Origin of the sequence: Winogradskyella costae (genome assembly GCF_013403865.1) — a bacterium.
Taxonomy (GTDB): domain Bacteria; phylum Bacteroidota; class Bacteroidia; order Flavobacteriales; family Flavobacteriaceae; genus Winogradskyella; species Winogradskyella costae.
This window is the reverse complement of record NZ_JABFDK010000001.1, coordinates 1,644,877-1,664,982: the sequence shown is the minus strand read 5'-3', so window position 1 is coordinate 1,664,982 and position 20,106 is coordinate 1,644,877. Positions and strand designations below refer to the sequence as shown.

General features: G+C 35.2%; 15 protein-coding genes. 1 reads left to right on the top strand and 14 read right to left on the bottom strand.

The window, feature by feature from the left end:
* Positions 1-18: 18 nt before the first annotated feature.
* From HM986_RS07080 to HM986_RS07020, 13 genes are all read right to left on the bottom strand, one after another.
* Positions 19-219, bottom strand: a complete 201-nt coding sequence (locus tag HM986_RS07080) for a hypothetical protein (RefSeq protein WP_179334331.1) — start codon at positions 217-219, stop codon at positions 19-21.
* Between the two features lie 192 nt (positions 220-411).
* Complete coding sequence (locus tag HM986_RS07075; protein WP_218841401.1) at positions 412-993, bottom strand: hypothetical protein; 582 nt, start codon at positions 991-993, stop codon at positions 412-414.
* Positions 994-1,118: 125 nt separating this feature from the next.
* A complete protein-coding gene (gene queG, locus HM986_RS07070) occupies positions 1,119-2,042 on the bottom strand; it encodes a tRNA epoxyqueuosine(34) reductase QueG (RefSeq protein ID WP_317167333.1) in 924 nt (307 codons plus the stop codon).
* A 2-nt stretch (positions 2,043-2,044) separates the two neighbouring features.
* Positions 2,045-3,376, bottom strand: a complete 1,332-nt coding sequence (locus HM986_RS07065; RefSeq protein ID WP_179334328.1) for a cytochrome P450 — start codon at positions 3,374-3,376, stop codon at positions 2,045-2,047.
* Positions 3,377-3,439: 63 nt separating this feature from the next.
* On the bottom strand, positions 3,440-4,462 hold the full coding sequence (ruvB, locus tag HM986_RS07060) for a Holliday junction branch migration DNA helicase RuvB (protein WP_179334327.1): 1,023 nt from the start codon (positions 4,460-4,462) through the stop codon (positions 3,440-3,442).
* Between the two features lie 169 nt (positions 4,463-4,631).
* Positions 4,632-6,425 (bottom strand): cytochrome c oxidase subunit I, encoded by a 1,794-nt coding sequence (locus HM986_RS07055; protein WP_179334326.1) that lies wholly within the window; start codon positions 6,423-6,425, stop codon positions 4,632-4,634.
* Between the two features lie 30 nt (positions 6,426-6,455).
* A complete protein-coding gene (locus HM986_RS07050; protein WP_179334325.1) occupies positions 6,456-7,514 on the bottom strand; it encodes a cytochrome c oxidase subunit II in 1,059 nt (352 codons plus the stop codon).
* A gap of 24 nt (positions 7,515-7,538) precedes the next feature.
* Positions 7,539-8,906, bottom strand: a complete 1,368-nt coding sequence (locus tag HM986_RS07045) for a quinol:cytochrome C oxidoreductase (protein ID WP_179334324.1) — start codon at positions 8,904-8,906, stop codon at positions 7,539-7,541.
* Between the two features lie 22 nt (positions 8,907-8,928).
* Positions 8,929-9,489 (bottom strand): c-type cytochrome, encoded by a 561-nt coding sequence (locus HM986_RS07040; RefSeq protein WP_218841400.1) that lies wholly within the window; start codon positions 9,487-9,489, stop codon positions 8,929-8,931.
* 1 nt (position 9,490) lies between these two features.
* Positions 9,491-10,030: a DUF3341 domain-containing protein gene (locus tag HM986_RS07035; protein WP_179334322.1), complete on the bottom strand. Its 540-nt coding sequence runs from the start codon at positions 10,028-10,030 to the stop codon at positions 9,491-9,493.
* An 8-nt stretch (positions 10,031-10,038) separates the two neighbouring features.
* On the bottom strand, positions 10,039-11,772 hold the full coding sequence (gene nrfD, locus HM986_RS07030) for an NrfD/PsrC family molybdoenzyme membrane anchor subunit (protein WP_179334321.1): 1,734 nt from the start codon (positions 11,770-11,772) through the stop codon (positions 10,039-10,041).
* Between the two features lie 27 nt (positions 11,773-11,799).
* Entirely contained in the window at positions 11,800-15,030 is a 3,231-nt protein-coding gene (locus HM986_RS07025) for a TAT-variant-translocated molybdopterin oxidoreductase (protein ID WP_179334320.1), read from the bottom strand.
* Positions 15,031-15,180: 150 nt separating this feature from the next.
* Positions 15,181-16,467, bottom strand: coding sequence for a c-type cytochrome (locus HM986_RS07020; RefSeq protein ID WP_179334418.1), 1,287 nt, complete (start codon positions 16,465-16,467; stop codon positions 15,181-15,183).
* A gap of 298 nt (positions 16,468-16,765) precedes the next feature.
* Between HM986_RS07020 and HM986_RS07015 the strand changes: the two genes are divergently transcribed.
* Positions 16,766-17,143, top strand: a complete 378-nt coding sequence (locus tag HM986_RS07015; protein ID WP_179334319.1) for an SPOR domain-containing protein — start codon at positions 16,766-16,768, stop codon at positions 17,141-17,143.
* A 75-nt stretch (positions 17,144-17,218) separates the two neighbouring features.
* Here HM986_RS07015 and infB read toward each other — a convergent pair whose 3' ends face one another.
* Entirely contained in the window at positions 17,219-20,053 is a 2,835-nt protein-coding gene (infB, locus tag HM986_RS07010; RefSeq protein WP_179334318.1) for a translation initiation factor IF-2, read from the bottom strand.
* Positions 20,054-20,106 lie beyond the last annotated feature (53 nt).

Here is a 20,106-nt window from a genome sequence, read left to right as displayed (position 1 = left end):
CTCTTTATAATTCCATGATTAAATATCATAAGCAGCCTTAATTTCTTCCATTACTTGGTTATGAGTCTTTGTATTTCCTGCTTCAATATCTTTAAATCCAGCTTCAATTAGCAGTTTTTCCGTATCTGAAATACCCTCATTCCAATCCGAAGTATTAGATAAATTTGATTTAATCTCTTTTAATTTAGAAATAATGGTTTCGTCATTCAAACCAACCATTCCATTAACTTATATTTTTCTAATTGAATATCCATAGTATATTATGTTCTTATACAAATATAACGAAATTAATGATTTGATATTTTGGGTATATTAATCCTTCAAAAACTTAATATTCCACTCTAAACCAAGAAACTTAGTGCGTTTTACAGCCGATTTCTGAAACACTTTTTTAAGGGTGACTTCAGTTATTTATTCTTTTATCATTTCTAGTGTGATCGTAGTATCTTCAATTGTAGAAAACTTCATTTTTACAAAACCCAATTCGTCATTATATAAGAATTCTGCTGTCGTTTTACCAATACGACTCTTAGTTATAGCATCAACCAAAATACATTTAAGCTGACCTAAATTGGAATCATAAATGCGCTCTTCATTTTTCTTGTAATGATGCGTTAACTCTACGCTCTCATAACTACCATAAGTACCGACAAGTTTCCATTTCCAATTTTTAATAGCATTCAATTTTATATATGGAAAAGCAGAAAGCTGCAATACATGCAAGTCTGTTTGACGTGGCGGATGTAACCATATATTGATTTTATTTTCAACCAAACCTGTTCTTTCTCTAGTAATCTGTTTTTTGCTGTGATCTAAATATTCATACTTAACAACTGTTTGATTATAAGTCGGATCAAAACTAGAGAAAGGTTTTGTGGTTCCTTGAATTATCATCCTTACATATCTCAAATCTGTATCTAAAAGCTTGTTATTATGTTCAATAGTGCATTGATATAAGACCTCTCTATTTACTGGGTAAACTACATTATCCAAATCAAATTTATAGTCATTATCAGCATATTGACTGGGAATACTCTCAAAATAAACAGAATTTCTTTTAGAGGAACAACTAAAACATAAAATTAGAAAAACTAAAATATAGTATAATTTCATACTTACTATTTTAAGAATTTAATATTCCGTTCTAAACCAGGAAACTTAGTCCGTTTTACAGCCGATTTCTGAAACACTTTTTTAAAGGTATCTTCTGTAATTTCTTCCCAATCCTTTTTGGTCATATCCAGTAATTCAGGATGCGGATTAAATAAAGGCTCATTGTGTGGTTTGCTAAATTTATTCCAAGGACAAACATCTTGGCAAACATCACATCCAAACATCCAATCGTCAAATTTGCCTTTAAATTCTGTGGGTAAATTTTCTTTAAGTTCTATGGTGAAATAGGAAATACATTTACTTCCATCCACCACATACGGTTCTGTAATGGCTTCAGTTGGGCAAGCATCTATGCATTTAGTGCACGTACCACAATGATCTGTCGTTATATGGTCGTATTCTAATTCTAAGTCTATGATTAATTCGGCTATAAAATAAAAAGAACCTACTTGTTGGGTTAATAAATTTGAATGTTTACCTATCCAACCCAAACCAGACTTTGCAGCCCAAGCTTTATCTAAAACTGGTGCGGAATCAACAAAAGCACGTCCGCCAACCTCTCCTATTTCATCTTGAATAAAATACAATAATGACTTTAGCTTGTGTTTTATGACATGATGATAATCGTTTCCGTAAGCATATTTGGAAAGCTTATAAGAATCGTCCGTTTGAGTTTCTGACGGATAATAATTCAACAGTAAAGACACCACACTTTTTGAACCTTCAACAAGTAATGTTGGATCTAAACGCTTATCGAAATGGTTTTCCATATAATGCATTTCACCATTCATATTCTTATTTAACCATGCTTCTAATCGTGGTGCTTCGGTTTCTAGGAATTCAGCCTTACTAATGCCACAAGACAAAAAACCGAGGCGTTTGGCTTCGGCTTTAATCATCTCACTGTATTTAGCTTTATGGTTTAACACTACTATCGTTTTTCAAACTTTAAAAAAGCATTTTTAGGTTTTAGAGTGATTAATGGTGTGATATCAATGGTATCAAACTTTGGAATTACCTTAAAGGCAGAAACCAATTCTGAAACCGCAATAATCATTTCGAACATGGCAAAATTATTTCCAATGCATTTCCGTGGACCTGCTCCAAAAGGAAAATAGTGAGATGAAAATTTACGACCACCTTCACTAAAACGTTCAGGTAAAAAGGCATCGGGTTGCTCCCATAATTTAGGATGACGATGCATTTCATAAACAGAGAATAAAAGATTACATCCAGCTTCAAAATCCATGTCATTAAAAGTATCCGCTTCTTTGTTTACACGATCTATAAAGTACACTGGTGGATATAATCGCATGCCTTCTTCTATAACTTGCTGACAAATTTTAGATTGGGTTACCAAGTCCATTAAATCATCGCTATTTGAAAGAATTATAACCCGTTCTTTTAGAATTTTTTCTTGCCACTCAGGATGTAACGCCAAGAGTTGTGTTATGAATGTGAGCGCGTTAGACGTAGTTTCATGACCTGCCGTAAATAGAATTAAGATTTCATCAATGAGCTGCTCTTCTTCCATTGGATTGCCATCATCATATCTAGCCTCTAACAGCATGTCTAATAAATCATTTTCCTTTACTTCAGAAGCTCTTCGTTCGTTGACAATACGTTTTAGTATTTGTCGTGCCTCACCGGTTAAATCTATGTGTTTTTGAATTTCTCCACTCACATTAAACCACCATCCTAAATACGGTTGGCGTAACTCTTTAACAAGCATTTTTTGAGCAGCTTCTGTAATATATTGCAACCGATTAATATCGTCTTGATTAGCCGCACTACTAAACAATGATTTTACAACGGCTTGAAATGCCAAGTCATTAAGAATGGGAAATATGTCTATAGTAGCATTCGTAGTAATCTTGCTATATTCGGAAAGAATAGCATTTTTAATACTATCTAAAAGATTTGCTAATTGTTTTTTATGAAAGGCTGGCTGAATGAGTTTGCGTTGTTTCTTCCAATGCTCTCCTTCTGCAGTTAACAATCCGGTACCAACATATTTTACTAAATCTTCTGTTTGGATTTTAGATTTGGTATAATTCTTTTGATTCTTTTGAAGGACATATTCTGCAAAGGCCGCATCTCTAACAAAGACCACACTATTTTTAAATCCAATTTTTAATCTGAAAACATCACCTTGCGCTTCAAAGTTTTGATGATGAAAAGGCAGTGGATTTTTAAGAATCTCTAAAGAGTGTTTAAAAAATCGACTTAAAGGAACCGTAGGTATGTTGCTTTCTGATTTCAATATATAATTAGCGGTATTTAAATTAAGTTTAAAACAGGTTAGCTACTAAGAATCTATACGATTTTAAAACAAACCTCCTTGTGTTGGTCCTTTTACCTTGCCCAAATGTTTATAAGCTTGTTCTGTAACTTCACGTCCACGAGGTGTTCGCATTATAAAGCCTTGTTGAATTAAAAAAGGTTCATATACTTCTTCTATCGTTTCTGTACTTTCACTTACAGCCGTAGCAATAGTGCTGATACCAACTGGCCCACCTTTGAATTTTTCAATGATAGTAGTTAATATCTTATTATCCATTTCATCTAATCCGTAAGCATCAACATTCAGCGCTTTTAATGCAAATTTAGCGATGGCGATATCAATCTTACCATTCCCTTTTATTTGAGCAAAATCTCTAACACGTCTTAATAAGGCATTGGCAATACGAGGTGTTCCTCTACTTCTACCCGCAATTTCAATAGCAGCTTCCATAGATATTGGCATATTTAAAATAGACGCACTACGTTGCACAATTGTTGTGAGCAAATCGGTTTTATAATATTGTAACCGACTTTGAATACCAAATCGAGCACGCATGGGTGCTGTTAACAATCCTGAACGTGTCGTGGCACCAATTAATGTAAATGGATTTAGACTCAATTGAACCGTTCTAGCATTTGGCCCAGATTCAATCATGATGTCTATTTTGTAATCTTCCATTGCCGAATATAAATACTCTTCTACAATTGGACTTAAACGATGAATTTCATCAATAAATAAAACATCACGTTCATCTAAGTTAGTAAGAAGACCTGCTAGATCACCAGGCTTATCTAAAACTGGCCCAGAAGTAACTTTAATACCAACATCTAACTCATTAGCCAAAATATGTGCTAAGGTTGTTTTCCCAAGACCGGGAGGTCCGTGAAATAAGGTATGGTCTAATGCTTCACCTCTTAAATTAGCAGCTTGTACAAACACCAGTAAATTTTCGAGTACCTGATCCTGGCCTGTAAAGTCTTCAAACGTTAATGGTCTTAATTTCTTTTCGACATCTAGCTCTTCTGGACTGAAATTATCGCTATTTGGATTTAGGTTTTCGTTCATCTATACTTCTCACGCAAGTGGGAATCTTATTTAAATTATAAAAAAACATTCTGAAACATATTTAGAATGCTCAACTATGGTAAACAAATATAAAGAAAAAGACCTTTGGATAGCTATCCAAAGGTCTTTTCTAATCTATTATAAAGTTCCTTTTTTCAAAGGAAATTATCTAATGTTGAAGCTCTTCTTCACCTTCCATTAAAGGCACATTCTGAGGTACAAAATCCACATCATGTCCTGGCTTACTATAATCGTAAGACCAACGGTAAACGTGTGGTATCGCACCTGGCCAGTTACCATGTATGTGTTCTACTGGTGTTGTCCACTCTAAAGTTGTAGATCTCCATGGGTTTTGAACCGCTTTCTTACCATAGAACATACTCACAAAGAAGTTGTATAAGTAAATAATCTGAGCCAAACCTCCAATGATTGCAAATATCGTAATGATCACATTAGTGTTTGCTAAATCATCAAATAATGGGAAGTTAGAGTTAGTATAATAACGTCTTGGTAAACCTGCCATTCCGATAAAGTGCATTGGGAAAAATACTCCGTAAGCACAAATTGCCGTAATCCAGAAATGTAAATACCCTAAATTTTTGTTTAGCATACGTCCAAACATTTTTGGATACCAATGGTAAATCCCTGCAAACATTCCATAAAGAGCTGAAATACCCATTACTAAGTGGAAATGCGCAATTACGAAATACGTATCATGAACATTAATATCTAAAGCACTATCTCCTAGGATAATTCCTGTTAAACCACCTGTAATAAATGTAGAAACAAAACCGATAGAAAACAGCATAGCCGGATTCATTTGTAGGTTCCCTTTCCAGAGTGTTGTTATCCAGTTAAAGGCTTTTACAGCTGAAGGAATCGCAATTAATAATGTTGTAAATGTAAATACAGATCCTAAGAAAGGATTCATACCAGAAATAAACATATGGTGACCCCAAACAATAGTTGACAAGAATGCAATAGCTAAAATTGAAGCAATCATTGCACGATATCCAAAGATTGGCTTACGTGAACTCGACGCCATAATTTCAGATACTAATCCCATTGCTGGTAAAATAACGATATATACTTCCGGGTGTCCTAAGAACCAAAATAAGTGTTCAAATAATACTGGTGATCCACCTTGATAATGTAATACTTCACCTTGTATAAAAATATCTGATAAGAAGAATGATGTACCAAAACTTCTATCCATTATTAATAATAATGCCGCTGATAATAATACAGGGAATGATACCACTCCAATAACAGCAGTTACAAAAAATGCCCATATTGTAAGAGGTAATCTCGTCATAGACATACCTTTTGTACGCATGTTAATTACTGTTACAATGTAATTTAACGACCCAAGTAATGACGATGCAATAAAGATAGCCATGGATACCAACCATAAGGTCATACCTAATCCAGAACCACCAGAAGCCATTGGTAACGCCGATAATGGCGGGTAAATTGTCCAACCTGCAGCTGCTGGTCCAGCCTCTACAAATAACGAACTAATCATTATAACACATGATATGAAAAATAACCAATACGATACCATATTAAGGAATCCTGAAGCCATATCACGTGCACCAATCTGCAATGGGATTAATAGGTTACTAAAGGTACCACTCAATCCTGCCGTTAATACGAAGAATACCATGATAGTACCATGTATAGTTACTAATGCTAAATAAACATCAGCATCCATAACTCCGTCAGGAGCCCATTTACCTAATAATGCCTCAAATAATACATTTGGCTCTTCTGGCCATGCAATTTGCATACGAAACATTATAGACATCAAAACACCAATAACACCCATTAGAGTACCTGTAACAAGGTACTGCTTAGCAATCATTTTGTGATCTTGACTAAAGATGTACTTGGTTACAAATGTTTCTTTGTGGTGATGTACGTCGTGATCGTCGTGACCGTGTGTATCTAATATTGCTGACATAATCTGTTTATCTTTTTCTTAAAACCTTAGTTAATTTAATGAATTTGGGAATGTAGTTTGTTCTTTCATCCATGCATCAAATTCTTCTTGAGTCTCTACAATAATCTTCATTTGCATATTGTAGTGCGACTTTCCACAAATTTTATTACATAATAGTAAGTAATCAAATTCGTATATTAATTCTTGACCCGATTCTTCAATCTCTACTTTTCTCTCATTTCTAAGGTCATTAATGTTTTTAACTTTCTCAACAATGTCTGGATTTTGACGCATATCAGCCGTAGTTACTGTTGGAGTAAAAGCGAATTGTGTTACCATACCAGGAACACAGTTCATTTGGGCTCTAAAATGCGGCATATAAGCTGAGTGTAAAACATCTTGAGAACGCATTTTAAAAACTACTTGTTGACCTACTGGTAAATGCAGTTCTGATACTATAACATCATCCTGAGCATTAGGATCTTCTTCATCTACACCCAAAACATTAGCACGATCTATATCAATTAATCTTACATTAGCTTTACCTAAAACATTATCATTACCACTATATCTAGCTTTCCAGCTAAATTGTTGTGCATATAATTCAATAACCATTGGGTCTTCATCTTCATCGACATTCATAATATCGTTCCAAGTAAATAAACCGTAGATAATTAATCCAGCCAATACGATAACAGGAATAATTGTCCATATAAACTCCAAAGTATTGTTATCGGCATAGAAAAATGCTTTCTTACCTTTTTCACCTTTGTATTTAAAAGCGAAATAGTGTAATAAAAACTGTGTTATGGTTTGTACTACAAAAATAACAACCATAGAGATAATCATAAGATTATCAACTTCTGAACCATGTTCTGATGCCGCATTAGACATTAAAGGTAGATCTCCAATATACCAAAAGCAAAGTATAGTAATCAAATAGATGAATACTAAGAACCCCATCATTAAGTAACCATTGATCTTGTTATCTTGATCGTCTGCAACTTGTGTATTTGTTGTACCTACTTGGGCTAGATCAAATATCTTCACCATTTGCCAAATGGCAACCGCTACAAAAATTACAATTATTATCGTTAATAAAGCCGTCATTATCGTTTCTTTTCTTATTTAATATTAATAATGGAAATGTTCACTTTCCTTAATAAAAGGACTCCCTTTTGCTAATAATGGATATTTACCAAGTGATGTAAATACGATAAGCATAAATAACCCACCGAAAAACAATACTGATCCTATCTCAGGAAAACCAATAAACCATCTATCTCCTACTGTTGCTGGCATAATCATATTGAATATGTCTAGATAATGTCCAAATAGTATTACAACACCTGCCATCACTACAAACCAAGGAATACGTTTATAATCGCTATTCATTAAAAGTAATAATGGGAATAAAAAGTTCATTGCAACCATACCGAAGAATGGTAAATTATAATCCTCTATACGTGTAACAAAGTAAGTCACTTCTTCTGGAATATTAGCATACCATATTAGCATGAATTGAGAGAACCATAAATACGTCCAGAAAATACTAATACCAAACATAAATTTAGCTAAATCATGAATATGACTATCATTTACAAATGGTAGTAATCCTTTAGATTTTAAGAAAATAGTAATTAAAGCTATAACTGTAATACCACTTACAAACATACTTGCAAATACATACCATCCAAATAAGGTACTAAACCAGTGTGGATCCACACTCATTATCCAATCCCAAGACATAATTGACTCAGTATAGATATAAAATACTAAGAATGCTGCAGATATTCTGAAGTTCTTCTTAAAGTTGCTATTATCATTAATATCAGCAAGGTCTTGTGCTACAGAAAATTTTCTTGAGAAATGACGGTAAGCTGACCAACCTCCTAAGAAGATCAATCCTCTAATCATAAACCAGGTTTTATCTAACCAACCAGACTTATTTTGAATTATGGCATCATGTGCTACCACATTTTCATCCATCCAAATAAATATATGACTATCTGCAAAAAACGCAATTAGTAATACAAGTGCACCACCTGGCAAAACATATGATGTAATACCTTCCATGACTCTAAATAGTACTGGTGACCATCCTGCTTGAGCAGCATACTGAATTGCATAGAATGCTAAAACACCAAGTGAAATCATAAAGAAAAAGAATGCCGCTACATATAGCGCTGCATATGGTCTATTATGTAATTGGTGTAACACATGTTCTTCATGAGTCATTTCATGACCTTCAGCTTCAACTTCGGCACCATGTGCATCATCTGCATGACTTTCCTCAGCATGTGCTGTGGACATATCGTGCTCTTCTCCATGCGATTCGGTAGCATGTTCATCTCCATGATGATCCTCGTTTGCTAGAAATTCAGTTATATTGTCTTCATTAACACTATACGCATCCATAAAGCCATAACCAACACCTAATACTCCCAAGATCATTAAAATGATAGCTCCTGTTCTTAATCGATTTGAAATTTTATATTCCATTTATATAATCTTTATCTAAATCTTACTTTTCTAAATCTGCCTTAAGCTTCTGAACATATGCAACAACTTGCCAACGTTCTTCTTCATTCAATTGGTTAGCATAAGAACCCATTGTATTCTTACCGTAATAAAGGGTATGATAGATACTACCTTCTGTAATTGCTCTACCAACATCTGCATAACTCGGCACACCTAAAATCTTTTCACGTTGTACCAATTTACCTTTTCCATCACCTTTGTTACCATGACAAATACCACAGTATATACCATATAACGGACCTGCTCTATCATAATCAACTTGAGTAGAATCTAATGGACTTGTTAGGTTCGCTTTAGCAAATGCGTAGCCTTCATTAGTGTTTTCAATTTCAAAAGGCATAAAATCACCTCTTGGTATAGAACCTTCAGCTGGCAATTGTGCTTCAACACCGTTTGCAAATGCATCAGATTCTTGATAGGCTTCATAACCAATTGATTCGTACATGTTAGGCATATACTGGTAGTTCGGCCTAGAGTTCTTTTGGCAAGACATAAAGCTAACCAACACTGCTAATACAACGATATATTTTGTGGCTTTCTTCATATTAATGTGCATCTTCATCTTTGTTAACAATGTTTATCTCAACTGCACCTGTATCTTTCAACAGATTGGTTAATGATTCTTCGTTATTATGAACTGCAATTTCCATTAAAAAATGGTCATCTGTAGTTCTAGGATCTGGATTTTCAGCTTTTTTAAATGGCCATATTTTACTTCTCATGTAAAATGTTATCACCATTAAATGCGCTGAAAAGAACACTGTAAGCTCAAACATAATTGGAACAAAAGCTGGCATGTTTTCTAAAAAACTAAAACTAGGTTTACCACCAATATCTTGAGGCCAATCTTGGATCATTATATAGTTCATCATTACAGTGGCAACTGCTAAACCAACAGCACCATATAGAAATGCTGTAATAGCTAAACGCGTTGGTGCTAATCCCATTGCCTTGTCTAGTCCATGAACTGGAAAAGGTGTGTATATCTCTTCAATGTGATATCGTTCTGCCTTTACCGTTTTAACGGCTGACATTAAAACATCATCATCGGTATAAATAGCATGAATTACTTTCGAAGCTTCCATAGACTATATTAGTTGTTTATTAAGTTTTTAGCTTGTCCTGACCAATCATCACGTTCTGCTCTTCCTGGGAAAGAACCTGTAATTTCGTCTAACAAGTCATATTCTCTCTTTGTCATTTTACTTACTTGTGCATAAGTAAAGATACCAATGTTATTAAGTACTTCTTCCATTTTAGGACCGATTCCATTAATAACTTTTAAATCGTCAGCCGTTTGTAATGAAGCATCGAATCTACCAACACCTTCCAATAAGTTACCTAATTTCTCAGTGGTATCTTGAAGTGGCTTTGAAGCTGTCGTTTGCTCTGGAATCTTAAAATTAGATGTTCTAGAATCTGCACCAGTACCAGAAAGTGTTTCTCCATTCTCTCTTATGCGCTTATAACGTTCACCTGAAGATTTTAATATTGTTTTAATTTCAGCCTGTGCAATTACAGGGAATGTACGTGCATATAACAAGAACAATACAAAGAAGAAACCAATAGTTCCGATGAAAATTCCAATATCTACAAACGTTGGAGAAAACATTGTCCAAGATGATGGCAAATAATCTCTATGTAATGATGTTACTATAATTACAAAACGTTCAAACCACATACCTATATTTACTACAATAGAAATAAAGAATGAGAACATGATACTTGTTCTAAGTTTCTTAGACCACATAAATTGTGGTGAGAAGACGTTAAAACTCATCATACACCAGTATGCCCACCAATAAGGACCAGTCGCTCTATTTAAGAATGCAAACTGCTCATATTCTACCCCAGAGTACCACGCAATAAATAACTCTGTAATATATGCAACACCCACGATAGAACCTGTAAGCATAATTACAATGTTCATTAACTCGATATGTTGTACTGTGATATAATCTTCTAAATTACACACTTTTCTCATAATAATAAGAAGTGTGTTTACCATGGCGAATCCAGAGAAAATTGCCCCTGCAACGAAGTAAGGAGGGAAAATTGTAGTATGCCATCCTGGAACAATCGATGTGGCGAAATCAAAAGATACAATAGTGTGTACAGAAAGTACTAAAGGTGTTGCTAAACCAGCAAGGACTAAAGATACTTCCTCAAAACGTTGCCAATCTTTTGCACGACCAGACCAACCAAAACTCACTAAAGCGTAGATTTTCTTTTGGAAAGGACGAACAGCTCTATCTCTCAACATTGCGAAATCTGGTAATAAACCTGTCCACCAGAATACTAATGATACCGATAAATACGTCGAGATTGCAAATACATCCCAAAGTAAAGGTGAGTTAAAGTTTACCCATAATGACCCGAATTGGTTTGGAATTGGTAAAACCCAATACGCCAACCAAGGACGACCCATGTGAATAATTGGAAATAAACCTGCTTGAAAAACCGCGAAGATTGTCATAGCTTCCGCAGAACGGTTAATTGCCATCCTCCATTTTTGACGGAATAATAATAGTACCGCAGAAATAAGTGTTCCTGCGTGACCAATACCAACCCACCAAACGAAGTTAGTAATATCCCAAGCCCAATTCACAGTCTTGTTCAGACCCCAAACTCCAATACCCGTAGATACTGTATAAATAATACAACCTATTCCCCAAAGGAATGCGACCAAAGCTATACTGAAAACAATCCACCATGCACGGTTGGCCTTGCCTTCAACAGGTCTTGCGACATCAACTGTAACATCGTGATACGATTTTTCTCCAGTTACTAAAGGTCTTCTAATAGGTGCTTCGTAATGAGACGCCATAATTATATACTTGTTTCTTAATTTAATTTACGCTTTTGATGTATTTCTCACTTTTGTCTGATAGATTACGTTAGGTTTTGTACCCACATACTCTAATAAATGATACATACGATCGTCTTCTTTTAATGCTGTAATTTGACTCTCTTTGTCATTAATATCCCCGAAAATCATAGCTCCATTTCCACATGCCGCTGAACACGCTGTTTGGAATTCACCATCTTTAACAAGGCGTCCATCACGCTTAGCATCAAGAATCGTTTTTTGTGTTTTTTGAATACACATAGAACATTTCTCCATAACCCCACGAGATCTCACTACGACGTCTGGGTTTAATACCATACGACCCAAATCATCGTTCATATAGTAATCAAACTCATCATTCTTATTGTATAAGAACCAGTTGAAACGACGTACTTTGTAAGGACAGTTGTTTGCACAATATCTAGTACCTACACAACGGTTATAAGCCATGTGGTTTTGACCTTGACGACCGTGAGCTGTTGCTGCAACAGGACAAACAGTTTCACAAGGTGCATGATTACAATGTTGACACATTACGGGTTGGAATACCACTTGTGGACTCTCAGCAGGATTCTCTAATTCACCAAATTCACTTAATGAACTACCTAATCCTGAAATGTTATTTTTCTTATCTAAATCATCCTTAAAAGTATCTTCAGAAGAATAATAACGATCAATACGCAACCAGTGCATATCTCTACTACGTCTCATTTCTGATTTACCAACAACTGGCACGTTGTTTTCAGCGTGACATGCAATAACACATGATCCACAACCTGTACAAGCGTTTAAGTCAATTGATAAATTAAAATGATGACCTATAGAACGATCAAATTCATCCCATAAATCTACATCAGGAGATGTTACAGGAGTTTCTATATGATTCAATGAAACCTGAGGAATTGAATTCCAATGCTTCTTATCTTTTGTATTGAATATCTCTAATGTAGTCTCTTTGATGATATCACCACGTCCCATTAGCGTATTATGTAACTGAACACAAGCAAACTCATGCTGACCAGCTACTTTACTAATAGTTACTTCTTGAACTGAGTTAAACCCTTGGTATAATGGGTAAGCATTAACACCAGTCTTCATCTCCTCTTTAAGCGCTTTTGAAGTTCTACCAAAACCAAATGCCATACCAACCGATCCTTTTGCTTGACCTGGTTGAATTAATACGGGTACCTTAGGAACAGTAACACCATTAACAGTGACATCAACATAACTTCCGTTAAGACCGCCATTAGCAACATTCTCGTTAACTAACTCATAAGTTTTAGCATCAGCCTGAGATACTGTAATGTAATTGTCCCAAGATGTTCTTGTAATAGGATCCGGGAATTCTTGTAACCATGGGTTATTAGCTTGTTGGCCATCTCCCATACCTACTTTAGTATAAAATGACAACTCTAAATTACCATCTTTAGCAGAAGCTGCAAGAGCTCTTGCCGCCGCACCACCTGATAAAACAGATGCCGTATCTACACCATTTACAGTGGTAGATGTTGTTGTCTTATATTCGTCTTTGTCTTCTTCTTTTATTCCAACACCTACAGCAACATCATGAATAACACCACCTAAAAATGTTCTATCTTTTTTATCCGCTAATTCTGTTGTTGTAGAAGTCGTTGTTGCCAATCCTGTTCTAGTTGAGCCAGAAACAAAAACACCATCTTGAACAGCTTTATTAAATGAAGACCCATTTAATATACCTGCTGTCCAAACAGACTTTAAATAATCTCTATAAGAACCTGACGTTTCCGTCCAGCTCATTAATACCTCTTGAAATTGCTTCGTATCAAATAAAGGACGAATTGTTGGCTGCATCATAGAATAATGACCAGATTTAAATTCGAAATCACCCCAAGATTCTAAATTATGTGGCGTAGCAGCAATATATTGACAATTTGATGACGTTTCGTCTTGTTTCATCGAAAACGCAATCGATAATTCTGTCTTTTCTAATCCTTCCTTAAAATCTGAAGCATTTGGTAATGTATACATTGGATTAACACCATTCATGATGATTGCCCCAATTTTACCAGCCTTCATATCAGCTACTAATTCTGTTACTGCTTTATTACTTCCAAGTCTCGTCTTAACAGTTGTTTTAGGATCAAAAGCTTTACTTCTTAAATGCTCGTTAATTTCTAAAACTGTTGTTTGTGCATTGACATCTTGAATTCCAGTAACAACAACTGCATTACTACCAGCTTGACTTAATTCTTTTGCTGCATCCTTTACTGCTTTATCTAAAGCTTCTGGTAAAGATCCTGGCAACGCAACACCTGTAACATAACTATACAACTTAGCAAGTGCTAATTTTTGTTGACTAGGTGTTAATGGAATACGCTTATCTGCATTGGCACCCGATAAAGACATATTAGATTCAAATTGAATATGTCTAGACATTTTACCATTAGCCGGAATACGTTTTTTTGCATATGCTGACTCAAAGCCACCACCTTGCCAATCCCCTAAGAAATCAGCACCAACAGCAACAATCGTCATAGCTTTTGAGAAATCGTAATTAGCCATTCCCCTAGAGCCATACTTTGCTTGGTATGCATCTAAAGTTGCAGAATCTGAAACCGCATCATAAGATACGTGGTTTACATTTCCGTATTTAGATTTAAATGTTGCAATTAATTTATCTGTTGATGGACTAGGCATTGATTGTGTTAATAACACAATTGGTTTTCCATTAAGTCCATTTAATTTCGAAGCCGTTTCTGACATAAAAGTATCCCACGAGATTGTAGACTCACCTTTCATTGGTGACTTCACCCTAAGGTTGTCATACAATCCTAATACTGAAGCGTTAACTCTAGCATTTGCAATACCATTAGATGATGCATCCGTATTATTTTCAATTTTAATAGGACGCCCCTCTCTTGTCTTAACTAAAACACTGGCAAAATCAAAACCATCCGCAATTGTAGTTGCATAATAGTTAGCAACACCAGGAATAATTTCCGTTGGTTGCACTATATAAGGAATTGACTTAATCACTGGACCTTCACACGCGGCTAAGGAAGCTGCTGCAGTACTAAAACCAACGTATTTTAAGAAATCACGACGCGATGTAGACGAAGACTCTAATGAATCTTTATCTCCCAAAAATTCATCTGTCGGAATCTCTTCCACAAATTCATTCTGTTGAAGCGCCTCAACAATAGAGCTATTCTCGTTTAGCTCTTCAACACTTTTCCAGTATTTCTTGTTTGATGACATAGTGTTTATTTATAATTTTCGATTTACGAATTTAAGATTTAAGCTTTGAAAAACTTTAATCAATTCCATCTAAATATTTAACTCTTTAAATTTTATTTTCTTTCTCTTTACTATAATTTCTAATTCCTCAAAAATTATACTAAAGGCATTTTAGTAATGACATTTACCACATTCTAAACCACCCATTTGTGCAACAGTTAACTCTTCTACACCATACTTCTTAGATAGTTCTTCGTGAATTTTAGTATAATAATCGTTATCCTTAACTTTTACATTTGTTTCTCTGTGACAGTTAATACACCACCCCATAGTTAAAGGAGAGTGCTGATACATAATCTCCATTTCCTCAACAGGACCATGACATGTCTGACATTCAATACCACCAACCTCTACGTGCTGTGAGTGATTGAAATAAGCAAAGTCTGGCAAATTATGAATACGTATCCATTTTACTGGTTTAGAATCTCCGGTGTAACCTGTACCATCCCATCCCACAGCATCATATAACTTTTGGATTTCAGCATTATAATCAACACCATAGTCAGTGCCTTCAGCTAATGTTTCTGGTGCGACTTCCGAAATTGACTTATGACAATTCATACACACATTTAATGATGGAATACCAGAAGTTTTACTCACTCTAGCAGAAGAGTGACAGTACTTACAATCGATACCATTATCACCAGCATGAATTCTATGTGAATAATGAATAGGCTGAACAGGCTCGTAACCTTGATCTACACCTACCTGCATAAAATAACCATAAACAAAATAACCACTAGCTAATAAAAAGATAATAGCCGTTACCAATACTAAAAATTGATTTTGAACAAAAGCTTTCCATAAAGGCGTTCTTTTTTCTTGCTCAGTTACAACCTTAATATCTTTAGCCTCTGCAAAACGGTTTAAAGTACGATTCACTAATACTAAGGCTATTGCTAATAATGCAAATAATAAAGCTAACGCCCCAAGAATTAAATCATTTGACACACCGCCTTCTTGCACAGGACCACCTTCAGCTACAGGCGCAACCACAGGCTCAGGAGCCGGCGCCGCCGTGTAAGCTAACATATCAGAAATATCCTGATCGCTTAACTGAGGAAAAGCAGTCATTGCTGTTTGATTGTATTCGTTGTAAATCTTTACAGCGTATGCATCACCACTTTTAATTAATGACGAACTATTTCTAATCCATGCATTAATCCATGTGCGATCTAAACCTTGCTCATCTGCTAATCTAGCCTCTACATTACGTAAAGCCGGACCAGTCATTGGCTTATCTAACTTATGACACGCGGCACAATTAGAATTAAAGAGCGATTTCCCATTCACTGGATCACCTTCTTGAGCTATAAGGGAGGTTGAAAAAGAAAGCAATAGAACAAGACAAAGACTAAAAATCTTCGAGGTTAAACTACAGTAAATCACCTGTTTCATATTATAAGTTGGATTATCTTCTAAACTTTGGTACGGTTTTTTCATTAAAAAAGTGAAAAAAGATGTTTGTAAAAAACTCAGGCAAAAGTAACATTTAAAGTCGATTTTGAAAATCTTAGAGAAGTGTTAATAGATAATTTATACTAATTCTAAATAAAGCATTTTAAAATTTTATGTGTGAATATTCGTTCCGTAATTATCGACAGCTTGAATCGCAATTGATTACAATTGAAATGACAATAAAAAAATTTGCATTGATTGACTTGAAAATTCTACCTTTGCCTAATAAATTTAACTTATGAAATTGAAAAATAAAACTTTTGCACTTTTAATTTTAGGTTTTAGCCTAACCGTTGCCCTACCTGCACAAGAAGGAGTGGTTAAAGTTAGCCAAGATAGTGACATTGATAAATTGTTAGAATACAAAAAGGATATTAAAACATCAAAAGTATTTAGAATTCAAGTGTACCAAAATGTGGATATCGATATGGCGCAACGTGAGAAACAAAACTTTTTAAATCTATTTGATGAGTGGCCAGCAGAAATAGTTTGGAACACTCCAAATTATAAAGTTTGGGTAGGCAACTTTGTTAATCGTTTAGAAGCCGATCGTGCTTGGGCAAAAATTAAAAAGGAATATATGAACGCTATTATTTTTCAGCCTAAAACGGATTAATAGCATTTCACTTAACCGCATAAAAAAACCGACAATTAATTGTCGGTTTTTTTGTTTCTATAAATTGAATATATATTACTTCAATTTTTTCTTAACTTCTACTTCTTGGAAGGCTTCAATAACATCACCTTCTGTAATGTCGTTATAGCCTTTAATTTGCATACCACAGTCATAACCTTTAGAAACTTCTCTAACGTCATCTTTGAAACGTCTTAGAGCTTCTAATGTACCTGTATGAACAACCACACCATCTCTAATAATTCTGATTCCAGAATTTCTAAAGATTTTACCGTTCATTACCATACAACCTGCAATGTTTCCAATTTTAGATACTTTAAATATTTCTCTAATTTCAGCTGTACCTGTAACCTCTTCTTTAACTTCTGGAGACAACATACCTTCCATAGCGTCTTTAAGATCATTAATGGCTGCATAGATAATTGAGTAGGTTCTGATATCAATCTCTTCCTTATCTGCAATCATTCTTGCATTTCCAACAGGACGTACATTAAATCCAACAATAATAGCGTCTGAGGCTGTTGCTAACAATACATCACTTTCTGTAATAGCACCCACACCTTTATGTATAATATTAACTTGAATTTCTTCAGTAGATAATTTCTGGAAAGAATCTGTTAATGCTTCAACAGAACCATCCACATCACCTTTAAGGATAATATTCAATTCTTGGAAATCACCAAGGGCAATACGTCTACCAATTTCATCAAGTGTAATATGACGTTGTGTTCTAACGGATTGTTCACGTTGTAACTGTGCACGTTTCGTTGCTATTTGTTTCGCTTCACGCTCATCAGAGAAAACATTAAACTTGTCCCCCGCCTGTGGTGCTCCATCTAAACCTAGAATAGATACAGGAGTTGCAGGACCAGCTTCTTTAACATCATGTCCACGCTCATCTTGCATGGCTTTTACCTTACCACTATTCTTACCAGCTAAAACATAATCACCAACTTTTAATGTACCTGCTTGTACTAAAATAGTTGACACATAACCTCTACCTTTATCTAAATACGCTTCAACAACAGTTCCGCTTGCGGCTTTATTAGGATTCGCTTTTAATTCTAAAAGTTCGGCTTCAAGCAATACTTTTTCAAGTAAATCCTTAACACCTGTTCCTTGTTTAGCAGAGATATCATGAGATTGAATTTTTCCACCCCAATCTTCTACTAACAAGTTCATTTGTGCCAATTGCTCTTTTACCTTTTCAGGATTTGCATCTGGCTTATCAATTTTGTTTATCGCAAAAACGATTGGCACTCCTGCAGCTTGTGCATGAGAAATCGCTTCTTTCGTTTGAGGCATTATAGCATCATCCGCTGCAACTACTATAATAGCAATATCTGTTACTTGTGCACCACGAGCACGCATCGCTGTAAAGGCTTCGTGACCTGGTGTATCTAAAAACGCTATTTTCTGACCATTTTCTAACTGTACTCCATAAGCACCAATGTGCTGCGTTATACCTCCAGATTCACCAGCGATTACATTTTCTTTACGTATATAATCTAATAATGAAGTTTTACCATGATCAACGTGACCCATGACGGTAACAATTGGTGCTCTTTCAACTAAATCTTTTGGATCGTCTTCAACAACTACAATTGATTCTTCTATATCTGCTTTGATAAATTCGACATCAAAACCAAACTCTTCGGCAACGATAGTTAATGTTTCTGCATCTAATCTTTGGTTCATGGTAACCATCATACCTAAAGACATACATGCTGAAATAACTTGTGTTACTCCAACTTCCATCATCGTAGCCATTTCACTTACAGTAACAAATTCAGTAACCTTAATAGTTTTACTTTCTGCTGCTGCAATTTCTTGGTCTATTTCCGATTGTTGGCGGTGTTGATCTCTCTTATCTCTACGATATTTAGCTCCTTTACCTTTATTAGACTTTCCTTGAAGCTTTTCTAAAGTTTCACGGATTTGTTTTTGAACATCTTCTTCACTCGGCTCTTCCTTAACCACTTTTGGTCTTGCAGCATTACCTCCGCGACCTCTTGGTCCACTACCTCTTTTATTATCGAAGTTTGGTTTGCTAGATGTATCACTGCCCGTTTTACTAATTCTACGTCTTTTACGTTTATTAGCATCACCAGGTTTAGCCGTTTCTACTTTTTTCTTCTTAGGTTTATTAAATTGAGATAAATCAATTTTTTTACCTGTTGTAGTTGGCCCTGTTAATTTTTTATATTGAGTCTTAAGTGTTTCTTCTACTGGTTCAGTTGAAGCTTTAGCAGCTTCCTCTTTTTTAAGATCCACTTTCGGTTTTGGCTTATTAGCTTCGACCTCTCTTTCAATTTTACTAACCTCTGGTACCCTTTGGACCTTCTCAACTGTTTCCACCTTTTCAACTTTTTCAGTCGCTTTAGGTTTCTCCACTTCTTTAGGCTTTTCTACCTCTTTAGGTTTCTCAGCAGCTTTTGGTTCTTCCTTAGGTGTTTCAGACTTTACCTCAGGTTGTTCTGCTTTAGGAGTTTCCTTAATCTCTGCAGCTTTAGGCTCCTCCTCTTTTTCAGTTTTTGGCTTCTTATCTAAGTCAATTTTACCGACTTGTTTTGGGCCACTTAACTCAGCTTTAGCCTTAACCACAGATTCTCTTTCTGCTTTTTGCTTTTGCTTCTCTTCAATTTCGCGTTCTCTTTGTTCGCGAAGCTCCTCTTTCTCTTTGAGTTTTGCTTCACTTACTTCTTGAGCTTTTTCACGCTTAGATGCATCTGTCTGAAATTCATCTGAAAGCGTTTTGTAAACCTCTGCTGAAATTTTAGTATTGGGACTTTTTTCAATTTCCACACCTTTGGATTCTAAAAAATCCACAGCACGGTCTATTGAGATATTCAATTCCCTTAATACTTTATTTAATCTTGTTGTTTGAGCCATAAATTGCCTGTAAAATACTTAAATATATGTTATACCAATTCAACTTCAAAATG

Coding starts and splice junctions, on each gene's coding strand:
- HM986_RS07040 (WP_218841400.1), bottom strand. CDS start 9,489: ATGAAGAAAGCCACAAAATATATCGTTGTATTAGCAGTGTTGGTTAGC.
- nrfD (WP_179334321.1), bottom strand. CDS start 11,772: ATGGCGTCTCATTACGAAGCACCTATTAGAAGACCTTTAGTAACTGGA.
- infB (WP_179334318.1), bottom strand. CDS start 20,053: ATGGCTCAAACAACAAGATTAAATAAAGTATTAAGGGAATTGAATATC.
- HM986_RS07025 (WP_179334320.1), bottom strand. CDS start 15,030: ATGTCATCAAACAAGAAATACTGGAAAAGTGTTGAAGAGCTAAACGAG.
- HM986_RS07080 (WP_179334331.1), bottom strand. CDS start 219: ATGGTTGGTTTGAATGACGAAACCATTATTTCTAAATTAAAAGAGATT.
- HM986_RS07020 (WP_179334418.1), bottom strand. CDS start 16,467: ATGAAACAGGTGATTTACTGTAGTTTAACCTCGAAGATTTTTAGTCTT.
- HM986_RS07045 (WP_179334324.1), bottom strand. CDS start 8,906: ATGGAATATAAAATTTCAAATCGATTAAGAACAGGAGCTATCATTTTA.
- ruvB (WP_179334327.1), bottom strand. CDS start 4,462: ATGAACGAAAACCTAAATCCAAATAGCGATAATTTCAGTCCAGAAGAG.
- HM986_RS07035 (WP_179334322.1), bottom strand. CDS start 10,030: ATGGAAGCTTCGAAAGTAATTCATGCTATTTATACCGATGATGATGTT.
- HM986_RS07015 (WP_179334319.1), top strand. CDS start 16,766: ATGAAATTGAAAAATAAAACTTTTGCACTTTTAATTTTAGGTTTTAGC.
- HM986_RS07050 (WP_179334325.1), bottom strand. CDS start 7,514: ATGACGGCTTTATTAACGATAATAATTGTAATTTTTGTAGCGGTTGCC.
- HM986_RS07055 (WP_179334326.1), bottom strand. CDS start 6,425: ATGTCAGCAATATTAGATACACACGGTCACGACGATCACGACGTACAT.